The 25272-nt window shown below is 50.2% G+C and carries 26 protein-coding genes; 8 read left to right on the top strand and 18 right to left on the bottom strand.

The genetic code is table 11. The features are described 5' to 3' along the window. The 16 genes from VAE48_RS11370 to VAE48_RS11295 form a co-directional block, all read right to left on the bottom strand. The coding region (locus VAE48_RS11370; protein WP_322793446.1) for a hypothetical protein at window positions 1-1280 on the bottom strand (1280 nt) is incomplete at its 3' end. Between the two features lie 26 nt (window positions 1281-1306). Continuing rightward, window positions 1307-2263 (bottom strand): glycosyltransferase family A protein, encoded by a 957-nt coding sequence (locus VAE48_RS11365; RefSeq protein ID WP_322793445.1) that lies wholly within the window; start codon window positions 2261-2263, stop codon window positions 1307-1309. Between the two features lies 1 nt (window position 2264). Continuing rightward, entirely contained in the window at window positions 2265-3293 is a 1029-nt protein-coding gene (locus VAE48_RS11360; RefSeq protein WP_322793444.1) for a glycosyltransferase family A protein, read from the bottom strand. 10 nt (window positions 3294-3303) lie between these two features. Beyond that, a complete protein-coding gene (locus tag VAE48_RS11355; protein ID WP_322793443.1) occupies window positions 3304-4209 on the bottom strand; it encodes a hypothetical protein in 906 nt (301 codons plus the stop codon). A 3-nt stretch (window positions 4210-4212) separates the two neighbouring features. Further along, a complete protein-coding gene (locus VAE48_RS11350) occupies window positions 4213-4998 on the bottom strand; it encodes a glycosyltransferase family protein (protein WP_322793442.1) in 786 nt (261 codons plus the stop codon). Continuing rightward, window positions 4999-6153, bottom strand: a complete 1155-nt coding sequence (locus tag VAE48_RS11345; RefSeq protein WP_322793441.1) for a glycosyltransferase — start codon at window positions 6151-6153, stop codon at window positions 4999-5001. Continuing rightward, window positions 6150-7223, bottom strand: coding sequence for an N-acetylneuraminate synthase family protein (locus tag VAE48_RS11340; protein WP_322793440.1), 1074 nt, complete (start codon window positions 7221-7223; stop codon window positions 6150-6152). The genes VAE48_RS11345 and VAE48_RS11340 overlap by 4 nt, the downstream gene beginning before the upstream one ends. Before the next feature lie 25 nt (window positions 7224-7248). Beyond that, complete coding sequence (locus tag VAE48_RS11335; RefSeq protein WP_322793439.1) at window positions 7249-8187, bottom strand: SDR family oxidoreductase; 939 nt, start codon at window positions 8185-8187, stop codon at window positions 7249-7251. Continuing rightward, window positions 8184-9191 carry a UDP-N-acetylglucosamine 4,6-dehydratase (inverting) gene (pseB, locus tag VAE48_RS11330; RefSeq protein WP_322793438.1) on the bottom strand — a complete coding sequence of 336 codons (1008 nt, stop codon included), beginning with the start codon at window positions 9189-9191 and terminating at the stop codon, window positions 8184-8186. Before pseB ends, VAE48_RS11335 begins: the two co-directional genes overlap by 4 nt. Before the next feature lie 57 nt (window positions 9192-9248). Next, window positions 9249-10118 (bottom strand): class I SAM-dependent methyltransferase, encoded by an 870-nt coding sequence (locus VAE48_RS11325; RefSeq protein WP_322793437.1) that lies wholly within the window; start codon window positions 10116-10118, stop codon window positions 9249-9251. A 17-nt stretch (window positions 10119-10135) separates the two neighbouring features. Then, a complete protein-coding gene (locus tag VAE48_RS11320; RefSeq protein WP_322793436.1) occupies window positions 10136-11758 on the bottom strand; it encodes a hypothetical protein in 1623 nt (540 codons plus the stop codon). Window positions 11759-11761: 3 nt separating this feature from the next. Then, window positions 11762-13012, bottom strand: a complete 1251-nt coding sequence (locus VAE48_RS11315) for an ABC transporter ATP-binding protein (protein ID WP_322793435.1) — start codon at window positions 13010-13012, stop codon at window positions 11762-11764. After that, window positions 13009-13860, bottom strand: a complete 852-nt coding sequence (locus tag VAE48_RS11310) for an ABC transporter permease (RefSeq protein ID WP_322793434.1) — start codon at window positions 13858-13860, stop codon at window positions 13009-13011. Before VAE48_RS11310 ends, VAE48_RS11315 begins: the two co-directional genes overlap by 4 nt. A 55-nt stretch (window positions 13861-13915) precedes the next feature. Next, entirely contained in the window at window positions 13916-14878 is a 963-nt protein-coding gene (locus VAE48_RS11305; protein ID WP_322793433.1) for a GDP-L-fucose synthase, read from the bottom strand. Next, window positions 14875-15360 carry a winged helix-turn-helix transcriptional regulator gene (locus tag VAE48_RS11300; RefSeq protein ID WP_322793432.1) on the bottom strand — a complete coding sequence of 162 codons (486 nt, stop codon included), beginning with the start codon at window positions 15358-15360 and terminating at the stop codon, window positions 14875-14877. The genes VAE48_RS11305 and VAE48_RS11300 overlap by 4 nt, the downstream gene beginning before the upstream one ends. A 144-nt stretch (window positions 15361-15504) precedes the next feature. Continuing rightward, a complete protein-coding gene (locus VAE48_RS11295) occupies window positions 15505-16101 on the bottom strand; it encodes a hypothetical protein (protein ID WP_322793431.1) in 597 nt (198 codons plus the stop codon). 100 nt (window positions 16102-16201) lie between these two features. Here VAE48_RS11295 and VAE48_RS11290 point away from each other — a divergent pair, with 100 nt between their 5' ends. Then, window positions 16202-17149 (top strand): glycosyltransferase family 2 protein, encoded by a 948-nt coding sequence (locus VAE48_RS11290; protein ID WP_322793430.1) that lies wholly within the window; start codon window positions 16202-16204, stop codon window positions 17147-17149. Here VAE48_RS11290 and VAE48_RS11285 read toward each other — a convergent pair. After that, a complete protein-coding gene (locus VAE48_RS11285; protein WP_322793429.1) occupies window positions 17131-18267 on the bottom strand; it encodes a glycosyltransferase family 4 protein in 1137 nt (378 codons plus the stop codon). The genes VAE48_RS11290 and VAE48_RS11285 overlap by 19 nt on opposite strands. Beyond that, complete coding sequence (locus tag VAE48_RS11280; protein ID WP_322793428.1) at window positions 18264-19349, bottom strand: glycosyltransferase; 1086 nt, start codon at window positions 19347-19349, stop codon at window positions 18264-18266. The genes VAE48_RS11285 and VAE48_RS11280 overlap by 4 nt, the downstream gene beginning before the upstream one ends. Window positions 19350-19428: 79 nt before the next feature. Between VAE48_RS11280 and VAE48_RS11275 the strand changes: the two genes are divergently transcribed. The 7 genes from VAE48_RS11275 to VAE48_RS11245 all read left to right on the top strand — a co-directional run. Next, window positions 19429-20313, top strand: coding sequence for a glycosyltransferase family 2 protein (locus VAE48_RS11275; RefSeq protein WP_322793427.1), 885 nt, complete (start codon window positions 19429-19431; stop codon window positions 20311-20313). Then, window positions 20288-21277 (top strand): class I SAM-dependent methyltransferase, encoded by a 990-nt coding sequence (locus tag VAE48_RS11270; RefSeq protein WP_322793426.1) that lies wholly within the window; start codon window positions 20288-20290, stop codon window positions 21275-21277. The genes VAE48_RS11275 and VAE48_RS11270 overlap by 26 nt, the downstream gene beginning before the upstream one ends. Then, complete coding sequence (locus VAE48_RS11265) at window positions 21270-22001, top strand: class I SAM-dependent methyltransferase (RefSeq protein WP_322793425.1); 732 nt, start codon at window positions 21270-21272, stop codon at window positions 21999-22001. The genes VAE48_RS11270 and VAE48_RS11265 overlap by 8 nt, the downstream gene beginning before the upstream one ends. 3 nt (window positions 22002-22004) lie before the next feature. After that, window positions 22005-22907 carry a hypothetical protein gene (locus VAE48_RS11260; RefSeq protein WP_322793424.1) on the top strand — a complete coding sequence of 301 codons (903 nt, stop codon included), beginning with the start codon at window positions 22005-22007 and terminating at the stop codon, window positions 22905-22907. An 83-nt stretch (window positions 22908-22990) separates the two neighbouring features. Next, window positions 22991-24319, top strand: coding sequence for a hypothetical protein (locus tag VAE48_RS11255; protein WP_322793423.1), 1329 nt, complete (start codon window positions 22991-22993; stop codon window positions 24317-24319). An 80-nt stretch (window positions 24320-24399) separates the two neighbouring features. Continuing rightward, window positions 24400-24945 (top strand): hypothetical protein, encoded by a 546-nt coding sequence (locus VAE48_RS11250; RefSeq protein WP_322793422.1) that lies wholly within the window; start codon window positions 24400-24402, stop codon window positions 24943-24945. After that, a partial coding sequence (locus tag VAE48_RS11245) for a hypothetical protein (protein WP_322793421.1) occupies window positions 24945-25272 on the top strand: 328 nt, incomplete at its 3' end. The genes VAE48_RS11250 and VAE48_RS11245, both read left to right, overlap by 1 nt.

Genomic DNA, 25272 nt, shown 5'->3' with positions numbered 1-25272 from the left:
TTCAAGGCCACCCGCCCGGCGCCCGCCTGACGGAAACGCAAATGAGTCGGCCATTCGGCAATTTCCGAAAGCGCCAGTGAAAACTTACCGGGCGTGTTCCAGCCGCCGGGTGTATCAATGCAAACACTGACGATCGGCCGGTCGTGAATGGCAGTTTCCACCACCATGGTGGAATAGACAGTCAGGAAAACATCCGCATGCGCCATCATTGAGGATTTTTCCGGCATGTCCTCGCCGGAGTAATACCCCAATTCTCCGCCCAACGGCACCGGCTCGACCAGATGAACATGAGGCAATTCCCGCACCAGTTGACGAACGCGGTGCGCCTCTTTTTCGTAGAGCGAACCGGGGATGAAATGATTGGGGTGCAAGCGGATGAGCAGCTGGGCCGGCTGTACCAGCCGTTCTTCGGCCACCAGCCGCGCCAGGGCTTCGATATTGGGGTAATTGGGCGCAAAGGTAACAAAACTGGAAGCATACGCCAGCAATTTTCGCTGCGGGTCAAGCCCGTGCAGGGCAAAGTATTCCTCACGGCTCATCTGCCACTGCTTGCGGAAGTAGCCATCATAGGTAGGTATGCCGCCGATGTTGACCCGTTCCGGCTGCCAGTCTGAACCCAGCACCAGTTCTTCTTTTTGAATTTCCGACCAGCAGGTGGCGTAATCCACCGGCGCGCCGGGCAGACGGTAACTGCTGGGGTTATCCCAACCGATAATGGCGGTTGCGGTGCGCACCCCGCGCTGCGCCGCCTCACGCAGCAGATAGCGGTCCAAACGCCAGCCGGGGGTGCTGGCGACCACCAGTGAGGGTTGATACTTCTCGAACAGGTCGCGGTAAATTTGCGGTGTATAGCGCATTTGCAGCCCGATCAGCGCCCGCCGGGCAGGCGCTGAATTTCGCAGCAGGGCAGTTGCCGCACGAATGAAAGGCATCAGCAGTTTACCGCGCCGCGAGGTTTCATGCTGCATCTGCCGCAGGTGGCCGTCCATGGCATTGGTGTTGATGCGCCGCGAGCCGCCCATCCAGCGCAAAAAGTGCAGCCAGTATTGCAGGCTGTGGTCGTGATTCTCGAAGTAGTGGCGCGCCTGCCTGAGACGCAAACCCTCCACCGTCAGGCCCGGCTGCCCAAAGCGGCGCTGAATTTGCTCAACCAGCCCGTCATCGGTCAGCAGCACCACTTCAACACCGCCCTGCAGCAGGGTGGGCAGCACGTCCGTTTGCAGGAAGTAAACCACCGCCAGACCATGGTCAGCACTGATGAAAATGCGTTTCTTCGTCATAGAAAGTAAGATTTCATCTCCCGTTATCACTGGCGGTCATAATACCAGCGGAAAATTGAATCGTACAGCGCCAGCAGAAGACGGCGCAGCGGGGGGAAATCCAGCAGGGCATGGCGGCGCATGGCTTCACGGGGCTGCTGCACCGGCTTTTCCGCCTTCAAGCCGCGCAAGGTATTGCTCAGGTTCATTGCATACGGTCGGGTGGGCATCAGCCGCAGCAAACCGGCTTCGTTCATACGCTGATCCAGTTGTTTAACCTGTCCCATTGGGCGATTCATCTCAAAAGGCAGAAACTGTGCCAGGGTGGACTTATAAGCCGCAAATTGCCAGTGGGATGCGCCGGCAATCGCCTGCACGCCGCGGTAGGTCAGCCGTACATCCTGCGTAGTTTCGTACCGCTGGCGGATTTCTTCCTCATTTTGTCCCAGACTGAGATCAAATTCGAGAAAAACCTCCCACGGAATGAAATGCCCGCGTTCGACCTGCACATCCGGCTGGGCTTCTGCCCATGCCAGTGTACTGCTGTAAAATTCCGGGTTGGTACGGAAGGGACGCGCCGTCACCATGCCCACATTTGGAAAAGTTTCCAGCAATCGCACACTCTCACTCAACCAACCGGGGTAGAACAACACATCGCTGTCAGCATAGGCAATGATTTCGCCCGGCGCACCACTGAGGATGATATTCCACGCCCCGCCTTTGCCGAGATTCTTCTCGGAAAGAATCAGGTACTGGATGTTACCCGCACGCTGTTCAGCCAGCAGCCAGTCCTGTACTTCGGCGCAGGAACCGTTATCGAATACCATCAAATCAAACGGCAGTCCGGCATCCTTGCGTGCCGAGTCAAGGCAAACCTTCAACACATCCAGTGTTTCGGCATAAAAACCGCTCAGAAATGGGATATAACTCAGCACGGCAACCGTGATGCGTTCCGGTCTGGCTACGTCTTTGACAAACTTGGCAGGGTTCTGACCAATGCGCATTTCACGAAACCTCAGAAAGGGTACGATGCAGAAATTGATACAGGCGCACCAGCCGGCGGCGCAAAGCGGGTTTACCCGCCAGCCAAAAAAGTATTCGCTCTACTGGATGCAGTTTTTGCGAAGTGTGAGTTTTTTTCAGTGTAGGGGGTTTCACATTTTCCGGCAGGCGTAATTTTTCCAGTTCGGGACGCAGCGCCTCATCCACGACATTGCCCATGTGATAAAGATACGGACGGGTAGTGGTCAGGTGCAGGTAACCACGCCGGTCCAGTTCCACATCCTGATAAGTATCTTCTTTGCGGGAAAGCTGCAGGGAAGCCGGCAAGGGTAGAATTTCCTGCAGCACCGCACGCCGCGCTAAGAACTGCTGATGAGAATTGCCGCCCAGAAAGGCTTGCACACCAGTTTCAGTGTTCGTCACCCGATCCAGCTGCATTCTGCGGTAAACTTTCTCCCGTTCGCCGCTGATTCCCCGCCCGCGGCAGTATTCATCCAGAATCCAGTCTTCAGGCTGCACCTGATCAAAGTGAAAACGCGCGTCAGTCGTTTTCCGAAAAGCCGTATTGCCCTTATCCTCCTCCCAGTCGGGAAAGACCACCTGTGCGCCAATCATGCCGATATTGGGAAAGTTTGCTTCGATCTTCCACGATTCTTCCAGCCAGCCGGGGCGGAAAAGCATGTCCGAATCGGTGTAACAAACCCACTGATTGGGAATACCGGACAGGATGAAATTCAAAGCGCCGGTTTTGCCCAGATTGTGCTGCGAAAGCACCAGCCAGTCAATCCAGCCGGTTTCATGTAAAGATTGCAACTCGCGTTTTACCTCAGCACAACTGCCGTTATCAAACACCAGATAATTAAATGGTTCTGAGGTGTATTGATGCACACTGGCAAGATGATAAAGAAACACTTCCAGAGAATGGGCGAAATAACCCTCCTGAAAGGGAATATACACCAGTGTGGCAATTGCCAGGCGCTGAGGCTGGTAAGCAGGCATATCCAGTTTTGCCGGGTTTTGTCCTTGCCGCATAAGTCCCTCCCTACAACCTGCCTTCACGGTACTCGCGGTAGGCTTTACGTGGGTGAAGCAGGAAATAAAGCCCTACCGCCAGTGGATAGGAGTGCAATTTAATCAATGGGAAAATTTCTACCTCACGCCAGAAACGCCGCCACGAAAACGGAGGTCGTACCAGTTTTCCATTGACCAGGTGATGGCTCACATCGCTCAGTTCAAAGATGGTGCGTCTGCCCCCTGCCAGCCGGACATTTTCCAACGTTTCCGGATGTTTATAATGCGGCTGACCGCCCGGTAAATGACTGTAATCGTGATTTTGATGCACAATGAAGACATCCTTTGAGGCATCCACCACCGGAAAGCCCTGTGAACGTCCGGCGTAAATCATCCAGTTATCCCAGCCGGCGCGTCCGATGGCAAAAGCCGGTATATCATTAAAACACTCACGCGGAAAGAGAAAATAATCCGAGCCGGTAGCCTTGTGCAGCTTTCCCTCATGACGGACTCGTTCACGCAGCCGCTCCTGCCATCCTGCCGAAAAGTCCAGCGGTTCATCCACATCCAAATCCCAACGCTGTCCCACTACCAGAAAACGTTGCCGCGTTGCCAGCAAATTGCGCCCCGCGTTGAGAATATCCGAAGTCAGGATAATATCTGCATTCACACAGCACAATAACGGGGCATTGGAATGGCGAGCCAGCGCAAACATGGAAGAAACCAGTGGCGTGCCATAAGCACTGCGTTCCACCTGCGGCAAATGGCGGATGCCGAGTTCGGCAGCCGTTTCGGCCAGCCCCTCCTCCTCGCCAATCACCAGAACCTCCACTTCCTCACCCAGCGCCAGCCAGGAGCGCAGCGCATTGCGCTGAATCATTGCAATGTGCGGGTTGGTGAATGGCTTTGGGGCGGTGAAGATGGTCAACAACGGCATTCTTTATTTCTCCCGTTTGCCAAACCGCTCGTCAAATTCATTAAACCAGTGATGCTGCACGCCGGCATTCAACGACTGAACTTCCGGGTGCTGCAGCCAGACCGGCAGCACCTCCAGCCAGGAGAGCGGGGGATTATTTTGAAAGAGGGCAAACAAAGCCCGCATGGCGGTTAAATCTTCGGCAGTGTCCACCGTCCAGCGCAGGTCACCGTAATCCTGCCCGGCATGGATGACATGCACCTTGAAACGACCTTCTTCTTCGTAAAGATAGGGCATGACATGCTCGCGTTCGTGTGGTTGAGCGGCTTCACGCCAGGCGCGTTCCAGCGCCGTAAAGCTGCACACTTCCGTATCCAGCCCGATTGGAAAAGTGCGTTTCCACGGCGGCGGCAGACGGTTGGCAGCAAAATCCACCTGATATTGAAAGAAGGCCTCAACCGTTTGGTCAATGACCAGCGGGTCAATCAGCGGGCAGTCGGCGGTAATGCGCACGATGACATCCGCAGCGTATGCCCGCGCCGTCTGGTAGAAGCGGTCGAGCACATCGAACAGGCTGCCGCGAAAACAATCATACCCCTGCGCCCGGCAGAATTCGGCAACCGGGTCATCGCTGGTGTCGCTGGTGGTGGCCACCACCACCCGCTGAACAGTCTGCGCCAGACGAACCCGCTCGACCACATGGGCAAGCATGGGCTTGCCGCCCAAATCCGCCAGAATCTTGCCCGGCAGACGACTGGAAGTCATCCGTCCCTGAACGATGGCAACCACCTGCGGTTGGATTGAAGTCATTTACTCCTGCTCCTTCAATGGGCTTGGGTGCAATGATGCGGACAATTGTTCAATCTCTAGCGCCAGTTGATAGGCATCCAGCAGTCGCTGGAAGTTGACCTGCCAGTTGGCGCGCTCTTCCGCCAGTCGGCGGGCGGCAAGGCGCATCTCTTTCAACCCCTCCGGCTGACCGGCAGCCCGCAAAATACCTTCACTTAAAGCGCGGTCATCCCCATCGGCAAACAACCAGCCCTCGCGCCCGGGCGTAATCCATTCCCGGTTGGAAGGAATATCCGAAACCAGCACCGGCAAACCGCTGGCCAGCGCTTCCATCAGGGAAACCGAAGAACCGTCGCTGTGCGAGGCGCTCACGTATAAATCCGCTTCCTGATAATACTGCGGCAGGTCATCGCCGTTAACCTGACCGCCAAAAAAGACCTGCTCTTGCACGCCTTCCTGCTCAAAGATTGAACGGATCAGGCCGGCCTGTGAGCCGCCGCCCAGCAGCAACAGGCGCAGACGCGGATTCTGGCGGGCAGCCCGAGCAAAGCCGCGCGCCACCACATCCACCCCATACAGCGGCTCCCAGGTACGCAGTGAAAGCACCACAAACGCATCCTGCCATCCGCGCCGGGCCCGAAATGCATCCGCCCTGCCGGGCTGAAAGCGGGCAAGCTCCACTCCCCACGGAAAGAGCACCACCCGTTGGGGTGGAAAACCGAATTGAGCGGCCTTCTCTAACACGGTGCGGCAGTCGGCTGCCAGTACGGTGGTGCGCCGCAAGGTAAAGCGGGTCACCCAGCGCATCCATGCCGAGCGGTCGGCATCCAGCAGCAAATCCGAACCCCACGACATACTGACCAGCGGACGAAAGCCGCTCAAAGCCGCCAGAAAAGCAGCCGATTGAATCGGGCCGGCATGAATCACATCCGGCTGAAGCCGACGGATCACGCGCCGCAGGTCAGACAGCAGGCGCGGATAATCCCGCCAGCCAACCGGTTGACGTCCGCCCTGCCAGACCACCTGCTCCACCTGCGGCGGCAGCGGGCGGTCTTCCAGTTGACGGGATTGCCGTTCCAGCCGCAGGTAGTAAATGGTGTGCGGTGTTTGCGCCAGCGCGCTCAAAAAGCGGTGGTCGTGCGGCGTATAATCGCGCGAGAAGTACAGTACTTTCAATCGCCCAAATCCGTCCAGCGAATTTCTTTGCCATACGGCAGATCGCGCAGCGCTTTTGTGCCGATCACACGGTCAATCTCCGGCGGCAGAATGGCGCCGGGGGTGGCCGGGCGCAATACATCAATCATCTCACGGGTGATGACTTCTCCGGCACGAATATCACGGGCAGCACGCAGGCAGCGGCGTTGTAAAATCACCGTTTCGCGCTCATTTTCGGCAACCCGCTTGTCTCCATCTCCCAGCGCCATTTCCAGCTCGCGCGTGCGTCTGACCATTTCTTCCCATGCAATCGGATCAAGCGCAAAGGCATGGTCGGGGCCTTCGCGGGTGTTATCGTCGGTGAAGTGTTTTTCCACCACCCGCGCCCCCAGCGCCACCGCTCCCAACACGGCCGCATGACCGGGGGTGTGGTCAGAAAGACCCAGTACCACATTCGGGAACATGGCACGATAGGTTTTCAGCACGTTCAGGTGAACGTATTTGAAGTTTTCCACACTGCCGGTGTAGTTGGTGTTGCACTGCATCAGCACCAGTTGCGGGTTAAGCGCCAGAACCGTATGCACGGCGCGCTGAACATCGCCAATATCCGCCGCACCGGTCGCCAGAAAGACCGGTTTGCCTTTGCGGGCAATCCGCTCGATGGCTTCCAGCCAGTCAATATCGCCGGAGCCAATTTTGTAAACCGGCATGTGTTCATCCAGAAAATCAATCGCCTCAAAATCGTAGGGAGCGGAGAAATAGTCTATACCGACTTCCTCACAGGTTTTCTTCAATTCATAGGTCCACTCAAACGGAATGGAAGCCGATTGATAGACTTCAAACACCGAGCGTTTCCAGCTGGCTTGATGAGATTGCTGAGATCCCAGCGATTTGAAGCCGTAATCCGAAACAATTTTCGGCGCAGCAAAGTTCTGGAATTTGGCGGCATCGGCGCCAGCCTGTTTGGCAAGTTTTATCAGGTACTTGGCACGTTCCAGACTGCCGTCATGGTTGGCGGCAATATCCGCCACAAAGTAGGTGGGATGCTCATCCCCGATCAGACGATTTCCAATTTTGATTTCAACAGACATCTTGCCGTCTCCTTCTTTACAGAAATTAGACCGATTGTGTCAAGCGGCCGTCCGCCAGCGAGCGTACCCGCTGCGGATAACCGTCTAAATACAATTGATAAAAACGATCCAGCGCGGCAGCCTGATTGGGCGGCGGTTCGCCCAGGGCGGCACAGAGTTTCTCGGTGCGCAGGCGCAAATTCGGCGAACGACGCGCAACCAGCCCGCCTTCCATCACCGAAACCGGCTCGATCAGGCTCTCATCCAGTCCAAAACGACGGGCAATACTCACCCCAAACTGATATTTGGACTGGCACTGGCTGCTGACGACGTGAAACAACCCCTCCGCACCCTTTTCCACCAGCCTCAATAAAAGGTCAGCCAGTTGAGTGGCTTCCAGCGGACAAAAGAACACATCCGTAAAGCCCCTGACCGGCTTGCCTTCTTTCAGGTTGTAGAAGAAAAACTCCCCCAAGCTGCGTTGACCGGAAAGACTCCAGCCGTAAAAGTTAACCCGCGCGACAATCGCCTGCGGGCAGGCTTCCAAAACTTGCTGTTCGGCCTGCCATTTGCTGCGTGCATAAACGCTCAACGGATGGGGAGTATCTTCTTCGGTGTAATCCCCGCGCTGGCCATCAAATACTGCGTCGGTAGAAAGATGAACCAATCGAAAACCGTGTCGCGCGGCTGCGCGCGCCAGCGCTGCCGGCAGCTCAACGTTTACCTGAAAGGCGCGCTGCGGTTGGCGTTCGCACTCATCCACGTTCGCCATGGCGGCGCAGTGCAGTACCACCTGCGGTTTTGTCTGCTCCAGCACAGCTTCGAGGGAGGAGGGGTCGGTCAAATCCGCAGCAATTTGATGAAAAGGTGGATTGCGCAGCAGGTTGCGATGCACTACCCCGCTGACCTGATGATCAGCATGGTAACGCAGGGCAAAATTCAACCCCAGCAGGCCGCTGGCACCGGTAACCAGAATACGCATCATTCCAGCGTTCCCTGTTTGTAAGCCTCTTCAATCGGTCGAATGATCTCACGGATTTTTTCAATGGTCAGCCAATCGGTGTTGGTGTTGCTGGCGTAGCGGAAATTATCCGGCAGCGGTTTACCGCGGCTTTCCCACTCGCGTCCAAACCAGAGCGATTCGGCTGGCTGAACCACATACATATCCTCCAGCTCAACCGTAGTGCGGGATTCGTCCTCCGAAATCAGCACCTCGTGCAGCTTTTCGCCCGGACGGATGCCAATCGTTTCGATTTCCGCCCGCGGTGCAACCGCCTTTGCCAGATCCACCACTTTCATACTGGGAATTTTGGGAACAAACACCTCCCCGCCCAGCATTTGTTCTGCACAGCGCAGCACAAAGCGCACTCCCTGCTCCAGCGAAATCCAGAAGCGCGTCATCCGTTTATCGGTGATGGTAATCACGCCGTTCTCACGCTGCTTGAGAAAGACCGGTACCACGCTGCCGCGGCTGCCGACCACATTGCCATAACGGACACACGCAAAGCGGGTCGCCATACCACCGGCATAACTGTTGGACTGGATGAAGAGTTTTTCGGCGGCCAGTTTGGTGGCGCCGTACAGGTTGACCGGATTAACCGCCTTATCCGTGCTGAGGGCAATGACGCGGCTGACGCCGGCATCCAGTGCAGCGTCAATCACATTGCTGCTGCCGAGAATATTGGTTTTGATGGCTTCCATCGGGTTATATTCACAAGCCGGCACCTGTTTGAGCGCCGCCGCATGAACCACCACATCCACCCCGTTGAAGGCGCGGTGCAAACGGTCTTTATCGCGCACATCGCCGATGAAGTAACGCAGCCGTTTGTCATCAAAACCAGCCTGGCGCATCTCGTGCTGCTTCAATTCATCGCGGCTGAAGACAATCACCTTCAGCGGGCGGTACTCATCCAGCAGAATACGGATGAACTTCTTGCCAAATGAGCCGGTTCCGCCGGTCACCAGTACTACTTTATCGCTCCAGTCCATACAAGGTTCCTCCACTTCCGCAGGGGCGGGCCATGCTGCCCATCCGTCAGCGGTTCGTTATCCTTTCGGTTTATGAATCACAATCAGGGGATATTGACCCTTTTCACCAAAATAATGCGGGAAGCGCTCTTCCAGCGCGTATAACAATCCCAACCACAGGCGGCCGCCCAGCGCCCGGTGAATCACCGCCCGCAGAAAACGCACACTGACGCTGCGCCAGACCCAGATTTGGGGCTGCAGGTCAGAAAGTTCACGGCGCAGCCAGCCGGCATCCAGTTTTTCCACAAACGTGCCGGTGGGGGTGGAATTTGCAGAGGATTCAGCCGTCTGGCCCGTTTTTTCAGGCCGGCTTTCTCTTCTCCGCAGACGGGCAATTGTTTTCCCGATGGTTTCCATCAGCCGCACCAGCCAGCCCAGGCGGCGCATCAGCGGCGAATCCGTCCAGCCGTTGACCACTGCCAGACTGCGCCCGCCTTTCAGGACGCGGTACAGTTCGTGGTAGGCTTGTTTTTGTTCGCCCAAAGGCAGGTGATGGAGCGTGTGCAGGGAAACCACTCCATCAAAAACATCGCGGCGGAAGGGCAGGTTTGCCACATCGGCGACCACATACAAACCGTGTTCACCCAGCCGTTTACGGGCTTCCCGCAGAGCCAGGATCGAAATATCGGCACAAACGCGGTAGCGGTAGCCCTGTGAATAGTTCAGGTATTCAGGGTATTGAACCGGACCAGAACCTGCATCCAGCAAAAAATCTCCCTGCGCGGCCAGGTGGCGGTTAATGCGCAGGTGGCAGCGGTGAATGTACTGGCGAGAAACCGGGCGCAGGTCTTCGTAACGCGCGTTTTGATACAGACCGCTGCTTGCCTGCTGCCAGCCGATCTGATCATAAAATTCGCGTACTTTTTGCTTGACCTGCGTCTCGCTCATCTCTGGCCGCCCACCTTTCAGGACTTGCCGCCATTGTCCTTGATATAGTCCCAGTTGACTGGTTCGCCTGCCAGAAAACGGAACGAACGTCGGTAACCTTCGCTTTCGCTGCCGGTCAGGGCGGTTTTCAAATCGGTGTTCTTGTAATCCTCCCATAGCCGTACCAGATGCCACGGGAAAGGCTGCGGGTAATCAAAGAAGAAGCGGTAAGCATACTGCCACGCCTGATTGACCTGTTCACGGCTGAGGCGGTATTCAGGCGGGTTTTCCAGAATGTGCCCCAGCAGTTTGAAATACGCCACCCATGAATCGGGATCGTAAGTAAAGCCGCGTTCACGGTAATGAGTCTTTCCGGCCACAATGACTGGCAGCCCCATCATCGCCATTTCAAGTCCAACCGTGGTGGTATAGACCAGCCCCACATCGGCAACTTCCATCAAGTCGTAGGTGTTGATTTCATCCTTGGCGCGAATCAGACGGATATTCTCCGGCAGGCGCGGAAGCACCTCCTGTACCACATCAGCCATGGACTGACCATGAGTGAGCACCTCACCAGGGTGTATGCGAATGACCAGCTGCACATCCGGGCGGCCGATGAAGTATTGCACCGTACGGCTGATCCATTCCGCCATGGATTTGGAAAAGACCTGCCGCCCCAGCGTGAGGCTGTCGCCGAGGACGTTGGTGGCCAGCAGTACCACCGGGCGTTGATCCAGCCCCAGTTTTTGGCGGGCCTGCTCGCCGCCTTCGGCAGGCTTTCCCTGCCACAGACGGGCAAAGTTTTCCCACATCGAAGCGCGCTGGCGGGCCATCATCAGGCTGCGCATCCGTTCCAGTTGATCTTCGCGCAGCGGCTGATCTTTGCTGGCTTCCCATAATTTACTGGTATCCTGGCGCATCACTTCGCTGTTGTATGCCAGCCAGATGCGCTGGCGCTGGTCGCTGAATTCGTAGGTCACGGTTGGCAGTTTGAGATGGCGGGCAACCCGATACACCACACCCAGTTCCTGAATGGTGCCGTTGGGAACGATGACCACATCCGGCCGATTCTGTCGCAGATAAGCCAGCACCGCCTGGGCAATTTCCCGGTTGCGGCTGAAGCGCAATTTGAATATCTCGGACTGCGGGTCAATTTCCTCCACCTGTAAGGTGTACTGGGAGTCAAAGGTACTGACTTCCTGTACCGCAGCTGCAACGTCGGCGGGTAGGGGGGTGTACGGTGCGCGTACCGAAACGAACGAAATCGAGTCCATCAATGGACGGGCTTCTTCCAGCACTTTGCGGGCATAGGCGTTCTGGCGGCGCAGGTCAAAGCGGTTGATGTCGTTTTGCCAGTCGGCGTAGGGCAGGTAACCCAGGGTAACTTTGTGTCCCTGAGCGGAAAGCGCCATCCCCACCAGCGCGGCATGTTCAATCCAGTAATGCAGCGTGGCAAAGATGAAAATCTTTTTGCCGGCAGGGGCTTTCTGGCATAGTTCGGCCGCCTGCGCTGTGATTTGGGGTAAATGCGCCTGCAAATTCCGCAGGGAAAAACGTGTGCGCAGCGGTTTACCGCGTTGGCGCACCAGATAGTACAATTCGGCTGTGAAGGGGATATTTCCCAGAATGCGTTTGATGGTATCTTTTCCAGAAGGTGTCATATGTCAAACTGCCTCAATTTTCCATTCCAGGCGCGGTCGTACCGCTCCCAAACGAGTTTCGGGCCATTGCGTGCCAGGAGCGCCGGTGATATCCACCGTAAAGGTGAGCGCCTGCTCATCCTGAAAATAACGGCGCACACGATACGAACTGGCATTAATTCCAATCACAAAACGGCCTTCGTTCAACAAATCCGCCGGCAGGGTGCAGCGGCTGAGATAATGCCCGGCCGGACGCACGGTCATTTTTTCAAATATGTGCGGGTCATCCGTGTCAAAGGAAGTGAAAATGGTTTCACCCCGCATACTCATCAGGTAAATGCCCACACGCAGACCGGTGATCGGCGCATCCAGACAGTACTCCACTTCCACTTGATTGGCTTCCGCCGAGCGGATGGAATTGACCACCTCGCCGCGCGGGTTGCGCAGGCGCACAGCCAGTGGACGGAAGGGCATTGCGCTGGTGGGAACTTCATCCGCCTCCCAGATGCGTTCTCCCTCGCGGCTGAAACCGCGCGAAAGATAATAATCCACTGCCTGCGGAGTGGGTGCGCGCAGCGCCAGCCGCCCTTTTTCGATCACCAGCGTTTCTTCGGTCAGGCGCAGGATGGCCGACATGTTATGGCTGACGAACAATACCGTGCGCCCTTCGCGGGCAACATCCCCCATCTTGCCCAGACACTTGCGTTGAAACTCGGCATCTCCCACCGCCAGCACTTCATCCACCACCAGAATCTCCGGCTCCAAATGCGCTGCCACAGCAAACGCCAGCCGCAGGTACATGCCGCTGGAATAGCGTTTGACCGGCGTATCTATGAATTGTTCCACTTCCGCAAAGGCGACAATTTCATCAAACTTGCGCTCGATCTCGGTACGGCGCATACCCAGAATGGCGCCGTTGAGAAAGATGTTCTCCCGGCCGGTCAGTTCGGGGTGAAAACCCGTGCCGACTTCCAGCAGTGAGCCAACCCGCCCGTGAATTTCGGCTTCGCCTTCGGTGGGTTCGGTCACGCGCGAAAGCAGTTTGAGCAAGGTGCTTTTACCGGCGCCGTTGCGGCCGATCACCCCCAGCACTTGCCCCTGTTTGACCTCAAAGGACACATCCCGCAAGGCCCAAATGGTCTCTTTGGGTTTCCTCTCACCGCCTTTGAGCAGGCTGCCCAACGATTCGCGCAGGGTGCGGTATCGCTGCTCATAAAGCGCACCGAGACGGTATTGTTTTCCTAAACGATTGGCTCGAATGGCAATGTCGCTCATATCATATCCGCAAAGATGCGCTCCATGCGCCGGAAGTAAAACAAACCCGACACGAACAAAACCAGCACCACCCCCGCCGAAACCAGCATGGAAAGGCCCGGCGGGTTGGTGCCAAACAATGCCCAGCGGAAGCCCTGAATGACGCCCACCATCGGGTTCAACGCATATACTGCCTGCCAGAAGGGTGATACCGTAATGACTTCTGCCGAATAGACCACCGGTGAAGCATACATCCAGGCCGTCAGGAGGAACGGCACCATGTGCTGAACGTCGCGATACTGGACATTGAGCGCCGAAAGCCACAACCCCACCGCCAGGGCTGCCAAAAGGGCCAGCAGCAAAAAGAGCGGCAGCCAGAGCAGGCGGACGGTGAACGGCACACCGAAGTAAATCATCATGGCTGCCAGCACAAGGAAGGAAAACACAAAATCAACCAGGCCGGCCGCCACAGCCGAAAGCGGGATGATCAGGCGCGGGAAGTAGACTTTGGTCAACAGGTTGGCATTTGTCACCAGACTGACGCTGGCGCGCTGCAGCGCGCCCTGAAAGAACTGCCACGGCAGCAGTGCGGCAAAGCCGAAGATGGGGTAAAACTCGTTGGGGATACCGGCATCCGGCTTGACGCCCAGAAAGCGGTTGAAAATGACGGTGAAAATGACCATGCTGAGCAGCGGCTGAAAAATTGCCCAGCCAATACCCAGCAAAGCCTGCTTGTAGCGGACTTTAATATCCCGCCAGGTGAGGAAATAAACCAGCTCGCGGTATAGCCACAGGTCACGCAGGTTAATCGCAATCCAGCCGCGCGCCGGTCGGATAAAAGTCACGTTGGTTTGTGCTCGTTCTGCCATATGCGTTGATTTCTCGGCGGCGGGAGGAGGAATCTCCTGCCCGTCCATTCTTTCCTCAAGCCTTAACAAGGCGATTCTGGCGGTACCATTCAATCGTACGGCGCAGACCTTCTTCAAAATCCGTTTTGGCGCGAAAGCCAAAGTAACGTTCAGCCCGGCTGATATCCAGCGCGCGGCGCGGCTGCCCGTTGGGTTTGCTGGTATCCCACACCAGTTTGCCTTCAAAACCGGTCAGGCGGCGGATCAACTCTGCCAGGTCGCGGATGCTGATTTCAAAGCCGGAGCCAAGGTTGACAGGGTCAGGGCCGTTGTAACGTTCGGTTGCTAACAAAATTCCCTCGGCGGCATCCTCTACGTACAAAAATTCGCGCGTCGGGCTGCCATCCCCCCACACTTCCACCGTTTCCTGTCCGCTTTCCTGTGCCTCGATGCATTTGCGGATCAAGGCCGGAATGACATGGGAAGATTCGAGGTCGAAGTTATCGCGCGGCCCATAGAGGTTGACGGGCAGGAGAAAAATCGCATTGAAACCGTACTGCTGGCGATATGCCTGCGCCTGCACCAGCAGCATCTTTTTTGCCAGCCCGTAGGGGGCGTTGGTTTCTTCGGGATACCCGTTCCACAGGTCATCTTCACGGAAAGGCACGGGGGTGTATTTGGGATAAGCGCACACCGTTCCAATGGCAACAAATTTTTCCACACCGCGTTTCCAGGCCTGATGCATCAGTTGCACGCCCATCATCAGGTTGTCGTAGAAGAACTCGGCCGGGTGCAGACGATTGGCGCCGATCCCGCCTACATGGGCAGCCAGATGAATGATCACATCCGGGCGGGCGTCGTCCAGCAGCCGTTCCACGTCCTGCGGCTGCACCAGATCATATTCCGGATAGCGCGGGATGAAAATTTCATTCGCGCCGCGCTGGCGCAGCTTTTCGGTCACAAACGAGCCAAGAAAGCCGGCGCCGCCGGTTACACACACGCGCCTGTTTTGCCAGAATGAAGGGGGGGTTGAATTCACGCTGTCTTATCCTCCTCGGTTTGAATGGTAACTTTCAGGCCTTGAATGGTCAGCATTGGCACGGCGGGGTCGTCCACAATGTGGATTCCCTGCTCCAGACAGGTGAGGCGGCAAACATCGGCAACATCACCATCTCCGCTCAGACGGACGGCGGAATAGCCCATTTTGCGCACCTCTGCCAGGGTATGAATCACCCGTGAACGTACCAGCCGGTAGAGTTGGAACGAATTTTGAATGTAATCCAAGGTGAGGCGGGCGCGCAGCGCCAGCCCCTCCGGGGTGATGATATACCGTAATTTACGGCGCTCTACGCGCCGCACCTTGACATACCCTTTGGCGATCAAACGTTTGAGGTGCCAGTTAATCGTTCCAACCGCTACACCCAGCTGAGCCGCTAACGAAGCCTGCGTGGCATCCGGATCCTGTTCGATTTTTTCGAGGATGACAAGGTCGCGAGTCGATTCGGTCGAAAGTTCGGTCATATTCTAAAATTCAGTGGCTGAATTATAAACCGGGCGGCAGTCTGGGTCAAGGGCGCACCCCGCCCGCCAGAGCCAAAAAACCGGCTGCAGGGGAGATTGCAGCCGGTTTTTAACCAAACGCTAATCTTGTTAACTTGTGGCTAATTATGGCAGTACGGGTTGAAAGGCTGCATCCAGCTGGCGAAAATTGATGACCGCCAGACTGGTCTGGCAATCGGTCAGCATGGCAAAATTGAGCGGTTCGCTGAGCGGCTGCGCCGCCAGATCGAACAGCTGCACCCAAAAGATGCCCGGGGCAACCCCGTTGTGCAGGGTGACTTCATAGCCGCCGGGACCGTAGGCCGGAGCAAGGCCGGTAAATCCCAAAGTATCCACATCCGTACCGGCCACATTCCCAACCACCGCAACGATGATGCCATTGAGCGGACGGCCTTCCTCGTCAAAGACCTGCCCAGCAAGGCCCATCCACCCACAGGCCGGCTCAGGGTGGGCAAAGGGCGGGGCAAACAGCGGAGCCTGATCCAGTGGGATGAAGGGAGGCAGGGTTGGCGTTGGGGTGGGAGAAGGCAAGGGTGTTGGGCTGGGCAGGGGCGTAGGGGAAGGGAAAGGGGTGGGTGTAGCGGGGGACGGGAGAACCGGCAGTTCCAGGGTCGGAAGCGGTGCAGGCGTCGGCTCCGGCAGTACCCGGCAGGCGGTCAGGAGAAGAGTCAGGGAGAGAAGGATTATGAAGCGCTTGAGCATATTTCCCCACGGTGAGTGAATGGTGGTTTAATTATAGGGGATAATAGAACAAGGGATTATCCCAAATTGCAATGGATTTTGGTATACTAACCACACGTTCATGAAACTCATCATTCAAATTCCTTGTTATAACGAGGCCGAAACCCTGCCGCTGACGCTATCGCAGCTTCCTCAGCAGATTGCGGGTGTGGATGAAATTGAATATCTGATCGTAGATGATGGCAGCACGGACAACACAATAGAAGTAGCGCGGCAAGCCGGCGTTCATCATATTGTTCAGATAAAAAAGCATGCCGGGTTGGCAAATGCTTATCGCACTGGGCTGGATGCCTGTATTCGATTAGGGGCCGACCTGATTGTAAACACCGATGCCGATAATCAGTACCACGCTGAAGATATCCCGTTGTTAATCCAACCGATCCTCGAAGGTAAAGCCGAGCTGGTCATCGGAGATCGAGGAGTAGCCAATTTAGAAACATTTTCACCGCTTAAACGACAGCTACAAAAGTGGGGGAGCAAAGTTGTTTCAAAAGCTGCAGGATTAGAAATACCCGATGCCACCAGCGGCTTTCGTGCCATGACCCGTGAGGTCGCCTTGCGCACCAATGTACTCAGCAACTATTCCTACACCCTGGAAACGCTGATCCAGGCCGGCAGCCAGAATTTTGCAATCTTCAGTGTGCCGGTACGTACCAATCCACCCCAACGGCCTTCACGGCTGATGCGCAGCATCACAGAATACCTGACCCACTCCACGGTAACCATAGTCCGCGCCTACACAATGTACCGGCCGTTGAGGGTATTCACCATCATAGGCAGTATTTTAATTGGAATAGGGATGATCCCTGCGATACGGTTCGTCTACTTTTTCTTTATAGGTCAAGGTGAAGGTAAGATTCAATCCCTGTTACTCGGTGCCGTGTTGATCATTGTGGGCTTTCAGACGCTATTGATAGGGCTGGTAGCAGATTTGATTAGTTTTAATCGAAAATTACTGGAAGAATTGTTGTATTTACAAAAAAAAGTTACTCACGATAAAGTTCGATAGGCTTGATACACACTGCACAACAAAGAATCTTTATTGAATTCTTGAATTACGTGGTTTCTACCGACTTTACCAAGATATAGACGCAATTCTTTATCTTTTATCAACAACTGAATCGAATTTGCTATTATCAAAGGGTCAACCTCTGGCAACAATAGCCCCCCTGGGCCTAAAACTTCTCGTGTGGCGCCACTCTCAACTGCAATAACAGGCGTTTCGCAAGCAAGGGATTCTGCAATTGGTAATCCAAAACCTTCCAAAAGTGATGTAGTTATGTAAACATCCGCAAGCGAGTATAAATAAGGCATCTGATCATCAGGCACAAATCCAATTTCTATCACCTTGTCCCTCATAGTTGAGCTTAATTTTGAAAACACAGACCTGCGGTAATTCTGTGATTGCCACTTTCCAGCAATCAAAAGATATACATCGTAATCTACTAATTCAATCGCCTCCAACAATTTTTCAATACCCTTTCGTCGATTTATAAAACCAGCAAACAAAAGGATAGGTATATCCTTTGATAAACCAAAACGGTTTCTCAATTGCTCTACTTCTCTTTTTTTTGAAAAAAAATCAGGATCTATATAATGACGAGCCAGTAAAATTTTCTTTTCATCCACATTGTAGTGATGCGTATATTCTTTCAAAGTTGTTTTACTAACCGCAAGGAGATACCGGGATCGGTTAATAGAAGGAATTTCTGCTAAATACTTGGAAAGAGAATAATATAGGCGATAGAGCAGCAAAGATGTGAGGTTGATGTTATGCAATGACAATATTTCATTCCTTTGACGAAAAGATTGATGTAAAGTTGCTACAAATTCTTTTTGATAAAAATATGCCAGGTAAACATCCCAAAAGTGGGTTATACCGTCAAGATTATTAATGAGTCTAGCCGCTCTTAAGGAATAACCAATCCAATTATCCTTTTTGAAAGGTAATCGTATTATCCTAAGGTTTGGATGCCAGTATCTTTCTCGGATACGAGAATCCCCCCCTGCTATTACGGTTACCTTAATACCATCTTCAAGTAGCAATCTGACAAAACGCTCTCCACTAACATCAAATCCCGAATTTCTAAAAGGATAAAATCCCAACGTTACAAAAATTACTTTCATAACATCCCCTGAATATAACTTATAATTTCTCTCATTTTATCGGTATTTGCATCAACACTACATTTCTCTTCAAATAATAATCTACCGTTTTCAGATATCCTATCCCTCAAGAATTCGTTATCTCTGAGTTGTAATATCGCTTCAGCTAACAACTCTGGATTATTCGGGGGCACTAATATTGAATTTTCACCGTGTGAAAGCAATGTTCGATTTGCAGAGGTATCACCAGCAATGAGGGGTTTCTGCATTGCAAGCACCTGATATACTTTGCCAGGAATCACTCTTTGGGCTTTATTTGAATTACCAAAGTGACCACCTAAAATCACGTCACTTTCACTTATCAAGGTGGGCAATTCTGGTAGTGTCACAGGAGGTAAAAGAGTGACGTTGGTGAGTTTATTTTTATCAATATAGTTTTTTATTTTTGAGAATTCTTGCCCATTGCCAACCAGTTGAAACTTTATGTGTTTTTCAACTAATAGTTTGTGCGCAGCACGAATAACGATATCCATTCCATGCAAGGGTAAATAAGTTGAATAACATAGAACTCTAAGATCTATATCAGTATTTCGGGTATATTTACGAGGGAAAAATATATTCTCATCACACCCAACAGGTAACCAGAAAAATTTTTTTTGATTAAGATTGAATTCCTCAACAAAATATTCTATGTGTTGAGGGGTATCCAACAATATAATATCTGAAAACTCACAGGATTTCTTATCCAACCAATATGCCAACCGTCCAAAAATGGATTTTGGAGAGAACGTTTTTCTGTCAAAGCATAAAGTATCATACGTTGAGATGAAAGCATCAAAAATAACTGGAGCACGAAACGTATGGTGTAAAGAAATTGCTAGTAAGTGCCCATAAAATCCAACAAAGATAAGATCGTAGTTGAAAGTTTTTTTCAAACTAAGGTAAGCATATAGTAAAAGCGTTCTCCGTAGGATTGATCCCCTGACAAACTTTTCAAATCCCGACTGAAACTCATCTACGTGACCAAATCTTTTTAGCAAATTTAGTACAAATGTATTTCTTTGATATTCAATCTCTCTGCCAGATAAGAATAATATTCTCATAAATCAATCCAAATCAAGTTCAAATTAGATTATACTCTTTGTATAAATCTGATAAAAGGCAAGTGAGTTTTATTTTTTCATGCTCAAAAATTTATTCACAATTATAGTAAATTGGAATCTTGCTGAACCAACCATGGCTTGTATTGATAGCCTAATAAAAGCTGGGCTATTTTTAGAAAATATTATTGTTGTTGATAATGGTTCTACAGATCATTCAGTTGAAAAAATAAGGAAAAAATTTGGCGATAAAATTATTTTCATTATCAATAACGAGAATAAAGGTTTCGCTGCGGCTGCCAATCAAGGGATCAACGAAGCATTAAATCGAGGCGCCGATTGGGTATTTCTAATTAATAATGATGCATACATTGCTGAGGATTTCTTTTTGCGTATATCACAAAACTTGAAGGAAGATTATGATATCATTTCCCCCTTGATCTATTATCACTCACCACCCAATAAAATATGGTTTGTTGGAGAGAAAACTGTTCCAGGCACCTTGTTCAGTTACAGTAGGTGGAAGAATAAGATTGATCGCGGAAAAATACCCCCGGTTTTGAAGGCGGATTTTGCAAATGGGGCAGGAATGATTGTAAAGAGAAAAGTATTTGAAACAATCGGATTATTTGATAATGATCTCTTTATGTATGGAGAAGAAGTAGATTTTTGTTGGCGTGCAAAAATGAAAAATTTTAAATGTGTAGGAATTAATAAGGCAAAAATGTGGCACCTCATTTCAGCAAGCACTTACAGGAATTCTTCCCGCAGAAACTACTTGAAAACAAGGAATCAAGTGATATTCTTTAGAAGATATTCGATCGGAATTCAGCGATTCATAAATTTGCTGTTATTTTTCATGATTACTTCGTTAAGGGGATTAATTCAAATATTTCACCTGGATTTTAATGGGGCTTATTCATTTCTAAAAGGCTGGTTCGATGGTTGCCGATTCAAAATTAACTGAAAAAATAAATCTGGAATACACTAACTGCAATTTTTGTAATTGCAATGAATATGTTTCTGTTAACCAAATACCAGATTTGTTATTGGGAAATCTTTCTAATAAGTTCTCTTTTGTAAAGTGTGTTAATTGCGGGTTGATATATCAAAATCCTCGAGTAACCCAGCAAGATATTCTAAAATTCTATCCCGACTCTTATGAATCTTATCAACCCATAAACCTCAACTCCTCCTGGTTAATGGGAAAGATTCTGAGATATGGCTTGCAAAAAAGGAAAGGATTTGTCCTAAAGTATCGCAACAGTGGAAAATTGCTTGATATCGGTTGTGCTACTGGAGATTTCCTAGACGAAGTCAGCCATTATGGAAAAAATACCCAATGGGATTTATATGGCGTAGAAATCAGCAAATACGCTGCAGAACTCGCAAGCAGGAAAAAATATCTAAATATATTTAACACTACGCTAGAGGATTGTGGTTTCCCTGATCATTTTTTTGATGTAATTACTTTATGGGATGTTCTCGAACACCTTTACGATCCGGCAGGATCTCTTTCAGAGATCAATCGCATATTGAAACCTGGTGGATTATTAATTTTACGCGTGCCTAATTTTAACAGCTTGGACAGGATCATATTTCAATCTGAATGGGCGGGATGGGATGCCCCTCGCCATTTATACGTGTTTAGCAAAAAATCCATTACCGCTTTTCTAGAGAGAACCGGATTTTCAATTTTGAACTTTAATACTAATATTGGCAGCTATACAACTTTTCTACTAAGTCTCAGATTTTTTTTAACGCAAAAACAAAAATTGGATCTAAATCACCCATCGAAAATGATTTCGTTCCTTTATTCACCTTTGGCTAGAATTATTAGTGCGCCTTTATTTTATCTGGTTTCAAAAGCTGGATTGGGATCACTAATGGTAGTTACAACAGTAAAGGAGAAGAGTACAGTACATGATTGAAATAAAACATTCTGGAATTGAAAACACAAAGAATTCTTCTATAGCATACGAACAAATTTATCATGAGAGAGGAATTTCTCATCTCGATTCCTTTTACTTAATGTTGATTGAACTTCTTAATCCAGAACCGGGTAAATTACTCATCGATGTCTCCTGTGGGGAAGGTAGATTAGCTTGTTTAGCAAACCATTGGAATGTTCAATCTGTTGCAATAGATTTTGTACTTTACCCATTAATCACTTCAAAACGTCAAAATAATGAAATATCTTGGGTTAATGCTGATGCGGAAAAAATACCCATTCGTTCCAATTCGGTTGATTATGTTTTTAACATTGGAAGCATAGAACATTATCTAAATCCAGAAAATGGAATCCGTGAAATTGCAAGAATTCTGAAGCCGGAAGGTAAAGCTTGCATTCTCTTACCCAATTTATTTGGTTTATTAGGAAATATCAAGTATGTAGCTCAAAAAGGAGAAGTTTTTTATGATAACCAACCTATTCAACGATATGCTACCCTGAACACTTGGAAATCTTTGCTTACTGAAAACAATTTAATAATTACTAAAGTGATTGGTTTCAATGAAGTCCAATTACCAAAAACATTTCAAGATTTCAATTATTATCTTCATAGACCCCAAAAATTTGTTCGATTACTCATTAGTCGCCTCATTCCTCTTAATCTGAGTAATCATTTTATTTTTCTCTGCAAACCTAAATCATAGGTTATGAAAAATTACTTTAGAAAAGCAAAACGCAATTACATAATTCCGACTATTTTTGGTTTATTTACAATTGGTATTTTAATTATACTTTTTCTACGTGAGAAGAATGCAATTTGGGAATTTGAATGGAAAATTAGAGTCTTACCGTTGTTGGGAACTTTCATTATCTTCTCCATAAACATCATGCTAATGGGTTTCGTGTGGAGCAAAATATTGGGCTATCTTGGATTTAATTTGGATTGGAAAATTCACTATCGAACATATTGGATTTCAAACTTTCTAAAAAGAATCCCTGGAACTATTTGGTATGTCGTTGGACGGATGAAATTATATGAATCGAGAGGAATTCCCAAAAGATTAACCACGATTGCAAGCGGCATCGAATATGCGTTATTGTTAATTTCCAGTTTTGTTGTTGGTTTTACCTTTGCACTTGAAAAAATAATCGAACAGTCACAATATATTCCAATTGCAATTGGAATTTTTACTTTGAGTTTGGTTATTGTAAACCCTCGCACAATTCAATGGATTCTTAGAATCACTAAAACAGATGCTGAGAGCCCAAACTACAAAACTCTACTGGAGTGGTTTTTTATCTATGTTTTAATTTGGTTCGGGAATGGCCTTATTCTCTTCCTGATAATAAATACAATCTTAAACATCAAAATCACAGAATTGTTGTTTATCATAGGCAGTGTCGCTTTTGTAAATTTAGTCTCATCGGCACTTTTTTTTGCACCATCTAATTTTGGAATTGGAGAAGTAACCCTAAGTTTAATGTTATCCGTTATCCTTCCATCATCCATATCAGTTTTGGTTGCAATAATTGCCCGACTATTATTAACTATTTACGACTTTATATGGGCACTAATAGGATATATATTTATCCCAGCTGACATGGAATAATCCAAAAGAATTATTGATTTGGGATATTTTCTAAGTATATTCAAAATATGACCAAATCAAATTTTGAGAATAGGAGGAATTCTATGAAAATCACAAAGCTAATTACCTTGATAGCAGCAATTAGTCTTTTCCTATCACTGACAATTGCGCCTTCTATCGTTTCAGCTCAAGGCAAATTTAGTTATACCGCTGGTATCCAGGTCCAAAACCTTGAGGCAACATCCGCGACCGTAACATTGACCTTTTACAAGCAAGATGGTTCGGTGGATACCACTGTAAACGACACAATAGCAGCATCTGGTTCTAAAACCTACTTCCCGCTTGGAGTCAGTTCAGGTTTCAATGGAGCTGCTGTTGTTTCATCTACAACCAAAGTAGCCGCGGTTGTAAATATCTTGGGCAATAATGGACTTGCTGCCGCCTCCTACATTGGGGCTTCACAAGGCGCTACAACAGCCTCATTACCCTTGTTGATGAAAGGAAATAGCGGCTTTGACACCTGGTTCAATGTTCAAAACATCGGCACTGGTCCCGCTAATATTACCATTAATTACAGTGACGGAACTTCTCGAACCGACACCATCCCGTTAAATGGATCGAAGACCTACTTCCAATCCACGGAAACTCACTCTCTAGCAGTCTTTTCGGGAACCATTACCAGTAATCAGCCGATTGTGACCGCAGCAATCCAGGAGAGTAGCCAAGTCATGTTTGCCTATAATGGCTTCAGCGCTGGTAGTGTAAATCCAGTTATGCCGCTGATTAATACGAATAATAGCGGCTATATCACAGGCGTACAGATTCAGAACGTCGGTGCAATGGCTACAAATGTCACTGTAACCTACACTCCCTCCTCAGCAGGTACCTCCTGCACCGAAACCAAAACAATTAATCCGGGTTCTTCACAAACTTTTGCTTTGCAGGCATTCAGCCCTGGAACATCCCCAATATCTGGATCGACCTGTGTTCGGGGTCAGCGCTTCATCGGATCAGCACAAGTTACTTCAAACAGCGCCAATCAACCCCTTGTTGTGATCGTCAATCAATTACTGCCAAACAGAAATGGTGAATCCTACAGTGGTTTCGATCCGGCGCTTGCCACCAACAAAGTTGTCATGCCCTTAATAATGGATCGCAACTCTGGGTATTTCACCGGTTTCAATGTTATGAACGTCGGAACCGCCTCAACAACTGTGACCTGCACATTTACGGGAACATCATATAGTGTTTCAGGCACATTAAATCCTGGGCAGGCATTGACCGATCTTCAAAATGGTAAGATAGCGAATGGCTATGTCGGATCGGGGACATGTACCGCAAGCGGGTCCGGGAAGATTGTTGCTGTGGTTAATGAGCTTGGTCCTAGCTCCACTTCCGACCAACTCCTTGTTTATGAAGGCATAAACAACTAAGGTTTGCAACATACGTTATAGTATAATCTACCCAAGTGAATTCACTTGGGTAGATTTTTATGACTCATTAAGGAATAAACATGACAAGGATAAAATTTCTATTACAAATCCTCCTTGCAGTATTATTGATTGGTTGCTCCCCAACAACAACTCTTCAACCAAAAATTGGCACAACATATCCCCCTTCTGGGTCAGACCCTCAATCTGTTAACTCTTACCCGGCACCAGCAATAGAAATCACAGTAGAACAACATCCCATTCAACAATCAACTCAAGATCCATCGCTGGCAATCATCACAGGCTACTTGGTGATCGAAAAAGATGGCAACATTTATCCTGTCTCAGACGCAATTTTGTACCTTGCCCCTGTCTTAAAAGATGAACAAGGGATTGAAAGGGTAGTATCTTTTGACAGATTTTCTTCAAATAGAGCAATAACAGACGAGAACGGTAAATTCACATTCCTGAACGTAAAGTTTGATAAATATGGCCTCATTCTAGATCGGGTAATAAACTCCTATCTTCTTAACGATCCAAAAACATCAATGGACATGCTGTTTTCCGTAGAAGAACCACGATTATATGATTTGGGTGAACTTCGTTACGATTTTTTGCCGGACAACTAATGTCCTGTCCTCTCCGCCCCCTCTCCCTTCTCCTCCTGCTCCTTCTGACGGCCTGTCTGCCTTCCGCCCCCAAACAGCCGCCAACCCTGACCCCTCCGCCGCCTACCCCAACCCTGACCGCTGCCCCTCCCCCGACCCTTACCCCCTCTCCTTCCCCAACGCCTGCCCGTCATTTCCAGCCTGCCGGTCAAACCACCCTCCCCGACGCGCAGCGCTTAATTTGGGCAAACGATTATCCCGCTGTGGCCGTTTTGGGCAGCCAGAACGTTACCCTGTTGAGCGTCCCTGACCTGCAGCCCCTTTTCTCGTATAACGACCCCGCTCTCG

Source organism: Bellilinea sp. (assembly GCF_034432615.1).
In the GTDB taxonomy this organism is placed as follows: domain Bacteria; phylum Chloroflexota; class Anaerolineae; order Anaerolineales; family Anaerolineaceae; genus Bellilinea.
This window is presented reverse-complemented; position numbering and strand designations above follow the sequence as displayed.